Origin of the sequence: Bradyrhizobium cajani, assembly GCF_009759665.1 — a bacterium.
Lineage (GTDB): Bacteria > Pseudomonadota > Alphaproteobacteria > Rhizobiales > Xanthobacteraceae > Bradyrhizobium > Bradyrhizobium cajani.
This window is the reverse complement of the sequence record NZ_WQNE01000023.1, coordinates 1-12,541: the sequence shown is the minus strand read 5'-3', so window position 1 is coordinate 12,541 and position 12,541 is coordinate 1. Positions and strand designations below refer to the sequence as shown.

Genomic DNA, 12,541 nt, shown 5'->3' with positions numbered 1-12,541 from the left:
ATGAAATCAGCACTTTTTGCCGCCGCAGCGTCGGCTGTATTGCTGGCCGCGCCGGCTGCCGCGCAAGGCGTCAAGATCGGCATTCTCAACGATCAGTCCGGCGTCTATGCCGATTACGGCGGCAAATGGTCGGTCGAGGCCGCCAGGATGGCGATCGATGATTTTGGCGGCGAGGTGCTCGGCCATAAGATCGAGCTCGTCACCGCCGACCACCAGAACAAGGCCGATCTCGCCACCTCGATCGCGCGGCGCTGGTACGATGTCGAGAATGTCGACATGATCACGGAGCTGACGACCTCCTCGGTCGCGCTCGCGATCCATGAGCTCTCCAAGGAAAAGAAGAAGATCGACATCGTCGTCGGCGCCGCGACCTCGCGCCTCACCGGCGATGCCTGCCAGCCCTATGGCTTCCACTGGGCCTACGACACCCGCGCGCTTGGCGTCGGCACCGGCGGCGCGCTGACCAAGGCCGGCGGCAACACCTGGTTCTTCCTCACCGCCGATTACGCCTTCGGCTACGCGCTGGAAAAGGACACCAGCGAGATCGTCACCGCCAATGGCGGCAAGGTGCTCGGCTCGGTGCGCGTGCCGCTCAACTCCTCCGACTTCTCCTCCTTCCTGCTCCAGGCGCAGAGCTCGAAGGCGAAGATCGTGGGCCTTGCCAATGCCGGCCTCGACACCACCAACTCGATCAAGCAGGCGTCCGAGTTCGGTATCGTCGCCAGTGGTCAGAAGCTCGCCGGCCTCCTGATGACGCTCGCCGAGGTCAACGGCCTCGGCCTTCAGGCCGCGCAAGGGCTGGTGCTGACCGAGGGCTACTACTGGGATCTCAATGATCGCACCCGCAATCTCGGCGAACGCTTCCTCAAGCGGACCGGACGGATGCCGAGCATGATCCACGCCGGCACTTACTCAGCGACGCTGAGCTATCTCAAGGCGGTCAAGGCGGCCGGCACCAAGGATCCCGATGCGGTCGCCAAGAAGCTGAAGGAGCTGCCGGTCGACGACGATTTCGCGAAGGGCAAGGTGCAGGAGAACGGCCGCATGGTCCACGACATGTACCTGTTCGAGGTGAAGAAGCCCTCGGAATCGAAGAAGCCCTGGGACTATTACAAGCTGCTCGCCACCGTCCCCGGCGACCAGGCGTTCTTCACCGCCAAGGACAGCGGCTGCCCGCTGACGAAGTGACGCGTAGCGTCATTCCGGGGCGATGCGAAGCATCGAACCCGGAATCTCGAGATTCCGGGTTCGGCGCCGATGCGCCGCCCCGGAATGACGGCAAGATTGCTGGGGTTGAAGCAAACGGTGACAATGTGTGGTGGCGTCGTCGCTCTCACACCATCCGCAACACCACCGCCCCGATCGCTCCCGCCCACAACGCGAAGGCGGCGAGCGCCTGAATGGCAAAACCCGGGCTGCGCTTGGCCGCCGCTTGCGAATAGCCGATGAAATAGACGATGCGGCCGACGATCCAGACCACGCCGATTCCCGCCGCAATCGCGTCGCTGATATAGATCGCGAACAGCCAGAGCGAGGGCAGGAAGATCGGCATCCATTCCAGCGTGTTCATCTGGATGCGGAAGGCGCGGTCGAAATCCGGATGGCCCGACATTGCAGGCACCTTGACGCCCGTCTTGTCGCGCGACCGCGCGACGTTGATGCAGGTGAAGAAATAAAATGCAATCGCCAGCAGGGTGACGAGGGCGGTGAGGTGATACATCGCAAATCCCTTCGAAGACCGCGTCTCAATACCCGGTCAGCTCGAGATAGCCAACGCCGTCATGCGTGCCGGCAAAACTGATCGGTCCCTCCCAATAGGAGAAGCCGGTCCCCATCCAGGCCCTTGGATTGAGCGGCTTGCACAGGATCGAGAACGATCGCGAGGGGATGTCGATCTGCCATTCCACCGGCAGCTTGCGGCCCGCGACGTCCGCGGTTGCCTTCGGCATCATCCGGATATCGTCCCCCGCAATCATCTGCGTCTCGCCGGCGGCGCTGATCCAGTTGCCGAACGGATAATCCCTGCCGTCCTTCTGCCGCAGCCGGTACAGCATCAGCTTGTCGCCGGACGCTAGATGCAGCGACAGCCAGTCCCAGCCGGTCTGATCGGCGTCGAGCGGCTGGCTGCTCCATTCGCGGTCCATCCAGGCCTGGCCCGTGACATCGACAGGCTTGCCGTCGATGGCGAGCGTCCCGCGTGCACGGTAGAACGGCTGGCTGTAGTAGTAGGAGGCTTGCCCGCGCTCCGACTTGCGGCTGAAGCCGCCATCACCTTGCAACACCACCGGCCGATCGGCTTCCAGCGCCAGCGTATAGCTGAAGTCGGTGCCGGAGACCTTCAGCGTCAACGGCGCCAGAGTGCGATCGTCGGTGCGCTCCGTCCCCTTCATCTCCCAGTCGTCGATCCAGGCATCGAACGGCTTGGCCGTGACGCCGGCCTGCCCCACGCCACCGCGCGAAAACGTTTCGTTGAAGCGGTGGGTGTCCGCACGGGTCACCGCCGCATGTCCCATCCACACCTGCTGATTGGCCCAGCCCTCGCCTTGCGGACCCGGCTGCGTCGCCTGGCGGAACAGCGTCCATTGCAGGCCGCAGGCTGCGCCGCTGCCATCGACCAGATTGGCCGTGAGATACCACCACTCGATCCGAAACTCAGAGTGCGGCCCGTGGTCGGCCGGAAAGGTGAAGACCTTTCCCGGCGTCACCTTGGCAAAGCCGTCGGCGGTCTCGCCCAGCCCGGCATAGCCCTGCGCGCTTGCGCGGCGAGCGAGCGCCAGCGCGGCGATGCCGCCGGCGAAGGCCCGCCGGGAGATTGCGTCAGCGCTCATTGGCAAACACCTTCACGAGGCTCGCCGGCTGCATCCGCGCCAGCCGGACCATCGGCAGCAGTGCGGCAATCAGCGAGGCGAGCAGCGCCACCGCGACCAGCTCGACCAGTTGCAGCGGAAACACGTGGAACGGCAGCCGCCAGCCGAACGCCTTCACGTTGACGATCGCGATCAGGCACCACGCCACCAACAGGCCGAGCGGCACGGCCAGCAGCGACGTGAACAGTGCAACCGACAGCGTCTTGGTCAATTCGATCGCGGCAAGGCGCGGCCGCGTGAGGCCGACCGCCCACAGCGGCGCAAGCTGCGGCAGGCGGGAATTCGCCAGCGTCAGCAGGCTGGTCAGCAGGGCGATCCCGGCCACGCCGAGCGTGAATGCGTTCAGGGCGGAGGTCACCGCAAAGGTGCGGTTGAAGATGCGGATCGATTCCGCCTTCACCGTCGCCTGGTCGGCGATGCTGCGGTCGTCGAGCGCAAACTGCTTCTGCAACGACGCGATCAGGCCGGGGATATTCTCCTTCGCGACGATCAGGCCGATCCGCGTCTGCGGCGTCTGCGGGAACTGCCGGATCAGCGCCGCGACGTTGACGGCGAGCTGCCCCTTGGGATTGCCGTAGTCGGCATAGATGCCGACGATGTCGAGCTCCCAGGTCCCGCCTGGCGCCGGCACCTCGACGACATCGCCGATGCGGACATGCAAGTGGCGGCTGAGCTGCTCGCTGATGAAGGCGGCATTGCCGGGCACCAGCCGGGTCCAGGCGCGCGGCGCGGTCTCCAGCAGTGGCCAGCGCTCGCGATAGAGCGCGTGATCGGGCAGGCCGAGCAATTCCACCGGCTGTCCCTCGATCTGTGTCTCCGCTCGTCCGCCCGAGAGGACTGCCTGCACATCGCCGCGGTCCCGCAGCCAATTGCGGATCGCGACACCTTGCGCATTGTCGGCCGCGCTGATGTAGACGTCGGCGGCGAGTCGCCCGTTCAGCCAGCCGATGAAGGTGCGGCTGAACGTCTCCACCATGGTGGAGACGCCGACATTGACGGCGAGCGCGAGCAGCAGCGCCATCAGCGCCAGCGACAGCCCGGAGAGCTGCTGCCGGCTGTCGGCCCAGAACCACAGCGCCAGCGGCCCTTTCGCCCAGCGCTGGCCGATGAGCAGGATGATTTCGAGGAAGGCCGGCAGAATCAGTGCCGCGCCGAACATCAGCGCTGCCAGCACGCCAAAGCCTGCGATCAGCGACTGTCCATAGTGAAGCAGCAGCAGCGCGACCGCGAAGACTGCGCAGGCGGCCAGGCTTTGCAGGATCAGCCAGCGCCGGTGTCTCTGCTGCCAGGCGCGCGGCTGCGCGGTCGCCAGCACCGGCATCCTGATCGCCTTGATCAGGCTGGTCGCGGCCGCCACCAGCGCGCCCGCAATGCTGATGCCGATACCGGCCAGCCACCATTCGGAACGCAGCGTCAGCTGTCCCGGGATCTGCGCGCCATAGAGCCCGCGCAGCGATGCCGCGACGTCGGGCAAGAGCGCGGCCGCGATGAAATAGCCGCAGACGAGCCCGATCAGCCCGGCGACCAGCGCCAGCACCACCAGCTCGATCACCAGCACCGTGTTGACCAGCCGCGCCGACGCGCCGCAGGCCCGCAACGTGCGCAGCATCGGCAGCCGCTGCTCGAAGGCGAGGCCGACGGCCGAGTTGACGATGAACAGGCCGACGAAGAACGAGAGCAGGCCGAAGGCCGTGAGGTTGAGATGGAAACTGTCGGTGAGACGCTCCAGTTCCGTTTCCGCATCCGGCTCGACCCGCTGCAACTGATCGCCGACGATGCCTTGAAGCGGCGCGGGCGTGCCCTTCGGCTTGCCGATCAGGAGCCGCGACACCTGATCCGGCTTGTTGAGGAGTCGTTGCGCCACGCCGATGTCGACCACCAGCACGTCGGGCACGAGTTGCGGCAGCACGCGCAGCGGCGGCAGTTTTGCGCCGCTGCTGATTGCGGGCGCCGCGCCTTCCTGCGCCTGCAAGTCGCTCAGCGTCTCCTGCGCCACCAGCGTCTGACCGGGCGGTGCGACGAAGCTGCTCAAATCCGAGGCACCGAGGCGCGGCGCGTTGCCGACATCGGCCGGCAGCGTCACCGGCTCGATGCCGAGCAACCGCACCGAACGCCCGTTGACCTGGACGCGTCCCTCCAGCACCGGCGAGACCGGCCAGCCGGCGCGGCGGAGCTTTATGAACAGCTCTTGGGAGAAGGTTGCAGCATTCGGCGCCACCAGCATCGCCGTGCGCACGCCGCCGAAGGTCGCCGCGGCGCGGTCATAGGCATTGCGGGCCTGCTGGTTGATCGCCTGCACGCCGCTCCATAGCGCGGTCGCGGCGATCAGGCCGATCAGCAGCGTTGCGAACTGCATCTTGTGCCGCCGCCAGTGGCTCAGCAGCACGGCGAGGGTCCACAGCGCGCGCTTCATGCGATCCTCCCCGCATGCAGCGTGACGTGGCGGTCGAGCGTCACGGCCAGATGCAGACTGTGCGTCACCATCAGGAAGCCGCAGCCGGTGCGCGCGACGAGGTCGCGCGTCAGTGCCAGCACGTCGTCGGCGGTCGCTTCGTCCAGATTGCCGGTCGGCTCATCCGCGAGCAGCAGCGAGGGTTTTGTCGCCAGCGCCCGGCCGATCGCGACCCGCTGCTGCTGTCCGCCTGACAATTGCTCGGGATAGCGCTTGAGCAGGCCGTCAAGTCCGAGCCGCTCGACCAGCTCCCTGGTCCAGGCTGCATCGTGCCGACCGGCGATCCGCGCCTGGAAGGCGAGATTGTCCATGACCGACAGGCTCGGGATCAGGTTGAACTGCTGAAACACCAGGCCGATCCGGTCGCGCCGCAAGCTGGCGCGTCCCGCATCCGACAGCCTCGTGACCTCGGTGTCCTCCAGCCGGATCGTGCCGCCATCGGCAGCATCGAGCCCGGCGATCAGATGCAGCAGCGTGCTCTTGCCGCTGCCGGATTCGCCGGTCAGCGCGACGCGCTCGCCGGCCCTGAGGTCGAGATCGACGCCACGCAGCACGTGGACCGGCTCGCCGGCAGAGGAGAAGGTCTTCGAGAGGTTTCGGATACTCAGCACGATGAATGGCGCCGGACGGAATTAACGGAAATGTTGCGTAGCACATTTGCCGCGGAAATGCCGGGGGTTGCGTTGGTCCCGAAGCCGTTGTTAGCTCCAGGAAGGGCCAAATCAAAAAAGTGCCAAAAGACATACGGGGAGAATCATGAGCGCTCAGGGAACGCCGTCCGCAGCGAGCAAGACGACCGGGACGCCAAAGGGCGCCTGGACGATCACGTTTCTGCTGTTTCTGTTCATGCTGGTAAACTTCGCCGACAAGATCGTCGTCGGCCTCGCCGGCGTGCCCATCATGCCCGATCTGAAGCTCACGCCGGAGCAGTTCGGCCTGCTCGGCTCGTCGTTCTTCTTCCTGTTCTCGATCTCGGCGATCGTGGTCGGCTTCATCGTCAACAAGGTGCCGACGCGGTGGGTGCTGCTCGCGCTCGCGGTGATCTGGGCGCTGGCGCAGTTTCCGATGGTCGGCACCGTCTCCTTCACCACGCTCCTGATCTGCCGCATCGTGCTGGGCGCCGGCGAAGGGCCGGCCTTCGCGGTCGCCGCGCACGCCATCTACAAATGGTTCCCCGACGAGAAGCGCACGCTGCCGACCGCGATCTTGTCGCAGGGCTCGGCCTTCGGCGTGATCCTCGCGGTGCCGGCACTGAACTGGATCATCGTCAATCATTCCTGGCACTATGCGTTCGGCGCGCTCGGCGTCGTCGGCCTGATCTGGGTCGCGGCCTGGCTTGCGCTCGGCAGCGAGGGGCCGCTGGAGGACACGCAGGTCCTTGCCGCCACCGAGACGAAGATTCCCTATCTCCAGCTCCTCACCTCGCGCACCTTCCTCGGCTGCGTCGCGGCGACCTTCGGCGCCTACTGGGCGCTGTCGCTCGGGCTGACCTGGTTCACGCCCTTCATCATCAAGGGCCTCGGCTTCTCGCAGAGCCAGGCCGGCTGGATTTCCACTCTGCCCTGGATCTTCGGCGCCACCATCGTGATCCTGACGGGCTGGATCTCGCAACTGATGATGGCCCGCGGCTCGACCACGCGCGTCGCCCGCGGCGTGCTCGGCTCCGTGCCGCTGGTCATCGGCGGCCTGATCCTGGCGACGATGCCGCATGTCGAGGGCGCCAGCCTTCAGCTCACCTTGCTCGTGGTCGGTACCGGCCTGTGCGGCGCGATCTACGTGGTCTGCCCGCCCATGCTCGGCGAGTTCACGCCGACGTCGCAGCGCGGCGCCATCCTCGCGATCTACGGCGCGCTCTATACGCTGTCGGGCATCATCGCGCCCGCGGTGATGGGCACCGTGATCCAGCGCGCCGGCACCATGCTCGACGGCTACATGACGGGCTTCACCATCAACGCCGCGATCATGGTCGGCTCCGGCCTGCTCGGCCTCCTGCTGCTCTGGCCGAACACCGAACGCGCCAGGCTGACGCGCGGTGCGGCCCCGCAGGCCGCGGCGCTGAAGGGTGCAGTGTCGCCGACGTAAGGGCGGCGCCGTCGGCCCCATTCAACACTGTCGTCCCGGACAAGCGAAGCGCAGATCCGGGACCCATAGCCACAGGAAGTGGTTTGGGGAAGACTCGGAGTTGGCGGCTTCGCGCCACAACTTCTCCCTGGGGTTATGGGTCCCCGCGTTCGCGGGGACGACACTGAAGTTGAAGCGCGGGCTTTGCGCCTCAGGCGCAGTCTTCGCTAGCTCGCGAGTCCCTGCGCACCCCGAATCAATTTCCCCGGCCGGCGTCCCGTCGCCTCGCCCTGCCGCCGCGTCACCACGCCGGACACGATCGTCGCCTCATAGCCGTCGACGTCCTGCAACAGCCGCCGGCCGCCGACCGGCAGATCGTAATGCACCTTCGGCGGATGCAGATGCAGCCGGTCATAGTCGATCACGTTGACGTCAGCCTTGTATCCGGGAGCAATGAGTCCGCGATCGGTGAGGCCGACCGAGAGCGCGGTCTTGCGTGACTGCGCCGCCACCACGAACGGGATGGTGAGCTTCTCGCCGCGCGTGCGGTCGCGCGTCCAGTGCGTCAGCAGATAGGTCGGGAAGCTCGCATCGCAGATGATGCCGCAATGCGCGCCACCGTCGGAGAGGCCGGGCACCGATTGCGGATCGATCAGCATCTCGCGCGTCGCATCGAGGTTGCCGTCGGAATAGTTGAGGAACGGCACGTAGAGCATGCCGCGTCCCTCGTCCGAGAGCATCGCATCGTAGGCGAGCTCTTGCGGCTGGCGGCCCTGCTTGCGCGCCTGCGGCCCCAGCGCGCTTTCCGGCGGCTGCTCGTAATCGGGGGGATCGCCGAGCAGGAACATCTTGTCGTAGTTCGGGCTAAAGAAGAGCGGATCGTCGGTCGCGGTCGCCGTCTCGCTCAGAATCGCCTTGCGCACGTCAGGCTGATGCAGCCGCGCCAGCCGCTCCTTCAACGGCAGATGGGCGATCGCCTTGTAGCTCGGATGGGTCTGGAACGGATTGCGCGAGAGCTCGAGCCCAAGCAGCAGGCCGACCGGGCGCGCTGCGATCTGCGCGGTGACGGAGAGGCCGCGCCCGGCCGCCGCGTTGATCTCGTCCAGCGTCTGCCTCCAGCGCTGCGGCGCCTTGTCGTTCTGCGTGATCGAGAACGAGATCGGACATTTGGTGGCATCCGCTACCCGCAGCATCATCGGCAGGTCTTCGTGGATGGTGGAGAGATCGAGCACGAATTGCAGCACGCTGCGGCCTTGGCGATGCATCGCGCCGGCAATCGCGGTGAGCTCGTCCTCGCCGGCCTTCAGCGTCGGCGTGAAATCTCCGGTCGAGGTGCGGTGGTTGAGCGTGCGCGAGGTCGAGAAGCCGAGCGCGCCGGAGCGCACCGCCTCGGCCGCGAGCTTTGCCATTGCCGCATTGTCTTCCGCCGTCGAGGGATCGCGGCGCGCGCCGCGCTCGCCCATGACATAGACGCGGAGCGCGGCATGCGGCAGCTGTGCGCCGACATCGATGTCGAAGTCGCGCTTGCTGAGCCATTCCATGTAATCCGGAAAGCTTTCCCAGGCCCAGGGAATGCCGGCGCTCAGCACCGGCTCGGGGATGTCCTCGACACCTTCCATCAGCTGGATCAGGCGGGTGTGGTCAGCGGGCTTGCACGGCGCGAAGCCGACGCCGCAATTGCCCATGATCGCGGTGGTGACGCCGTTCTGCGAGGAGGGCGTGATGTCCTGGCTCCAGGTGACTTGCCCGTCGTAATGCGTGTGCATGTCGACGAAACCCGGCGTGACCAGCTTGCCGCGCGCGTCGATCTCCTCGGCTCCCTTGGCGGAGATCTTGCCGACCTCGCTGATCCTGCCGCCGGTGATGGCGACGTCGGCCTCGAACAGCTCGCCGCCGCGACCGTCCGCAACGGTGCCGCCGCGGATCACGAGATCAGGGGTGGTCATGGTGTTTCTTCCCGTTTTGTTTGGTGGTTGTGCGCGTCTCTCTCAGCCGTCGTCCCGGACAAGCGGAGCGCCGATCCGGGACCCATATCCACAGGGAGTGGTTTGGCGAAGACTCGTGGTGACAAGCCTCGCGCGATAACCGCTTCCTGTGGTTATGGGTCCCCGCCTTCGCGGGGACGACAGTTGAATTTGTAGCGATACCGACGGCTCAATTCGCAGCAGCTCGCGCCTTCCGCTCCGTGAACGGCGACAGCACCACCGTCGCGACCATGAAGATCACGGAGGCGCCGAACACCCAGTGCGGCGCGCTCTGGTCCATGATCCAGCCGAACAGCAGCGGACTGACGATGCCGCCGAGATTGAAGCCGGTGGAGACGATGCCGAAGGCGCGCCCCGCAGCGCCGGGAGGTGCGGCGTTGCGCACCAGCATGTCGCGCGAGGGCGCGATCACGCCGGAGAGAAAACCTGCGGCCGTCATTGCGGCGGTGAGAGCCCAGCCCGGCAGCGTCACGAGCGCGATCAGCAGCACGATCGCTGCGTTCGCGGCAAAGCAGGCCGCGGCGACATAGCCGTGGTGCTCGGTGTGGTCGGCGAGGAATCCGCCCGCGAGCACGCCGGCGGCGCTGGCGGCGAGGAACGCGGTCAGCGCGACATTGGCCGCGGAGTAGGAGGCGCCATAGCCGCTCATCAGCGCGACCACGCCGAAATTGTTGATGCCGGCGACCGACAGGCTGAGCAGCATGAAGAGCGCGGTCAGCGTGATCAGCGCCGGCGTGATGACGGCCTGCTTCGGCGCATTCTCGCTGCCCGGCTTTGTCCTGTGCGCGCCGGCTTCGGGAATGTTCATGGCAACCAGCAGCAGGGCCACCAACAGGCCGATCGCGCCTGATGCGATCAGTGCGCCGACGCCGCCGGACAGGATCACCAGCGCAGCCACGATCGCCGGCGCGACCGCGCCACCGAGAAAGCCGGCAAAGGTGTGAATCGAGAAAGCGCGGCCCATCCGCGCCTCGTCCATGTGCTCGGCCAGGATCGCGTAATCGGCGGGATGATAGACGCTGTTGGCGAGGCCCAGCAGCACGGCGCAGGCGATCAGCGAGGCGTAGCTCAGATGCAGGCCGAGCAGGATCAGCGCGACGCCGCCGAGCGTCAGCCCGGCCAGCAGGATCCTGCGCGCGCCAAAATGGTCGACAAGGTACCCGGTCGGCGCCTGCGTCAGCCCGGACACCACCGCGAACGTGGTCAGCGCAAAGCCGAGCTCGAGATAGCCGACGCCGAGCCTGTCCTTCAGGAACGGGAACAGCATCGGCAGGACCAGCAGATGGAAATGGCTGACCCAATGCGCGATCGAGATCCCGGTCAGCGTGCGCAGCGCATTGTCGGCCTTGCCTTGCTGCGGTGCGGCGAGAACGTCGACCATTGCAGTTCCGTTTCAACTCCCTGGAGGCGCGCAAATTATCGGGGAGGCCGGTTATTTGTCCATGAACGCAGGCGCATGGCAGGTAGTGCGGGTGGGAAAGTGAGGGGCGGCGCGGCACCGCCACACCGTCGTCCCTGCGTTCGCAGGGACGACAGCGGAAGGTGTGGCGTCAGCGCGGACTAAACCCGCATCTGCTCAAAACGGCTCGTCGTCCGGGCCGTAGCGATCGCGTTTTGGCGTTGCGATGTCGCCGTCTTCGTAATCGTCGTCATCGACGTTGCGCGGCGCCGGCGGCGGCTTTTTCGCCTGCTCGTCTGCCGTCTTGTTGTCCGCAATTTTGGGCGGCGCGCTCGGCTTGCCGATCTTGGCCATGGCTGCTCCCGGATGGTAATGCCGCATCCGTCCTAGCCCCAATATATGCGAGCTTCCTGATCCATCTCAAGAATGTCGGCAGGCCGTCACTGCACCACCGGCCCGCCGGCCTTCTTCCAGGCATCGATGCCGCCGGCGATGTGAGCCGTGTTGGTGAGGCCGGCGTCCTTGGCGGCGGCCACCGCCATCGCCGAACGCTCGCCGAAGGCGCAGAAGAACACGACGCGGCGTCCGGTGGCGGCGGCCACCTCGCGCAGCATGCCGCCGGGCTTGAGGCTCTCCTCCACCGATTGATAGGGCGTGTGCAGCGCGCCTTCGAGCATGCCGTGCTTCATCCGCTCGTTGGTCTCGCGCAGATCGACCAGCAGGATGTCGGGCCGGCCGAGCACGCGGATCGCCTCCACCGCACTCAGCGCGCGGCCCTCTTTCTCGAGCTCCTCCTGGTGCAGGCCGACATGCATGTTGGCGGGGACCGCCACGTCCATCATCTTCGGATTGGGCAGCTTCAGATTGGCCATCAGCTCGATATATTCGTCGACCGAGCGCACCTGGAGCCGCGGATTGTAGCGCTTCTCCTCGCCGATGGTGGAGACGGTGTCGCCCTTGTAGTCATGCGCCGGGAAGACCATCGTCTCGTCCGGCAGCTTGAGCAGGCGGTTGAAGATCGAATCGTACTGCGCGCGCGATGAGCCGTTCTGGAAATCGGTGCGGCCGGTGCCGCGGATCAAGAGCGTATCGCCGGTGAAGACGCGGTCGCCCATCAGGTAGGAATAGGAATCGTCGGTGTGGCCGGGCGTGTACATCACGTCGAGCGACAGACCCTCGATCGTCACCTTGTCGCCGTCGGCAACGCGCATCGCCACCACATCGGCCTTGGTCTGGTCGCCCATCACGGTCATGCAATGGGTGCGGTCGCGCAGCTCGCCGAGACCGGTGACATGGTCGGCGTGAAGATGGGTGTCGACCGCCTTGACCAGCTTGAGGTCCAGCTCGCGCAGCAACTGACAGTAGCGATCGACCTTCTCGAGCACGGGATCGAGGATCAGCGCCTCGCCGCCGGGGCGGCTGGCGAGGACGTAGCTGTAGGTGCCCGAAACGCTGTCGAAGAGCTGACGGAAGATCATGGCAGGGACCCCGGCGTGGAGTGATTTCGAGGATTCTACTACGGCGGAGACCGCAAGGAGAAGCAATTCACTGTGTGGAGAGGGGAATTTGGAAGATTTTTATTGTTGGGGGATGGGGCTTGGGGGATGTTTGAGCGCACCCACGTCAAACTCGCTGTCATCGCCCGCGAAGTGTTTAGCCCGGAGACATAGCTGACACCTGTTCGGACACATCACTGACAGGTTGGCGATTGGTCAAGTCGATCGATGCGACCTGCCAGCTCGCGAAGAAGACACCGTAGTGGCCGTCGCGATCCAGC

General features: G+C 66.0%; 10 protein-coding genes and 1 pseudogene. 2 read left to right on the top strand and 9 right to left on the bottom strand.

What is annotated here, in order from left to right:
- Positions 1-1,188 (top strand): ABC transporter substrate-binding protein, encoded by a 1,188-nt coding sequence (locus tag GPL20_RS24840; RefSeq protein WP_157332537.1) that lies wholly within the window; start codon positions 1-3, stop codon positions 1,186-1,188.
- Between the two features lie 145 nt (positions 1,189-1,333).
- On the opposite strand, the gene GPL20_RS24835 is transcribed toward GPL20_RS24840, so the two are convergent.
- The 4 genes from GPL20_RS24835 to GPL20_RS24820 are packed head-to-tail and all read right to left on the bottom strand — an operon-like array spanning position 1,334 to position 5,930.
- Positions 1,334-1,720, bottom strand: a complete 387-nt coding sequence (locus GPL20_RS24835) for an MAPEG family protein (RefSeq protein ID WP_157332535.1) — start codon at positions 1,718-1,720, stop codon at positions 1,334-1,336.
- Positions 1,721-1,745: 25 nt separating this feature from the next.
- Positions 1,746-2,828: a lipocalin-like domain-containing protein gene (locus GPL20_RS24830; RefSeq protein ID WP_157332533.1), complete on the bottom strand. Its 1,083-nt coding sequence runs from the start codon at positions 2,826-2,828 to the stop codon at positions 1,746-1,748.
- Positions 2,818-5,280: an FtsX-like permease family protein gene (locus tag GPL20_RS24825; protein WP_157332531.1), complete on the bottom strand. Its 2,463-nt coding sequence runs from the start codon at positions 5,278-5,280 to the stop codon at positions 2,818-2,820. Before GPL20_RS24825 ends, GPL20_RS24830 begins: the two co-directional genes overlap by 11 nt.
- Positions 5,277-5,930: an ABC transporter ATP-binding protein gene (locus GPL20_RS24820; RefSeq protein ID WP_254125489.1), complete on the bottom strand. Its 654-nt coding sequence runs from the start codon at positions 5,928-5,930 to the stop codon at positions 5,277-5,279. Before GPL20_RS24820 ends, GPL20_RS24825 begins: the two co-directional genes overlap by 4 nt.
- Positions 5,931-6,075: 145 nt before the next feature.
- Here GPL20_RS24820 and GPL20_RS24815 point away from each other — a divergent pair, with 145 nt between their 5' ends.
- Positions 6,076-7,401, top strand: a complete 1,326-nt coding sequence (locus GPL20_RS24815; protein WP_157332529.1) for an MFS transporter — start codon at positions 6,076-6,078, stop codon at positions 7,399-7,401.
- A gap of 206 nt (positions 7,402-7,607) precedes the next feature.
- On the opposite strand, the gene GPL20_RS24810 is transcribed toward GPL20_RS24815, so the two are convergent.
- The 5 genes and pseudogenes from GPL20_RS24810 to GPL20_RS24790 form a co-directional block, all read right to left on the bottom strand.
- Entirely contained in the window at positions 7,608-9,326 is a 1,719-nt protein-coding gene (locus GPL20_RS24810; protein WP_157332527.1) for an N-acyl-D-amino-acid deacylase family protein, read from the bottom strand.
- Positions 9,327-9,534: 208 nt separating this feature from the next.
- Positions 9,535-10,746, bottom strand: a complete 1,212-nt coding sequence (locus tag GPL20_RS24805; RefSeq protein WP_157332525.1) for an MFS transporter — start codon at positions 10,744-10,746, stop codon at positions 9,535-9,537.
- A 195-nt stretch (positions 10,747-10,941) separates the two neighbouring features.
- Complete coding sequence (locus GPL20_RS24800; RefSeq protein WP_167533194.1) at positions 10,942-11,118, bottom strand: hypothetical protein; 177 nt, start codon at positions 11,116-11,118, stop codon at positions 10,942-10,944.
- An 86-nt stretch (positions 11,119-11,204) separates the two neighbouring features.
- Complete coding sequence (locus GPL20_RS24795) at positions 11,205-12,242, bottom strand: MBL fold metallo-hydrolase (RefSeq protein ID WP_157332520.1); 1,038 nt, start codon at positions 12,240-12,242, stop codon at positions 11,205-11,207.
- A gap of 175 nt (positions 12,243-12,417) precedes the next feature.
- Positions 12,418-12,541: pseudogene (locus GPL20_RS24790) on the bottom strand (IS481-like element ISRm20 family transposase); the annotation flags it as partial.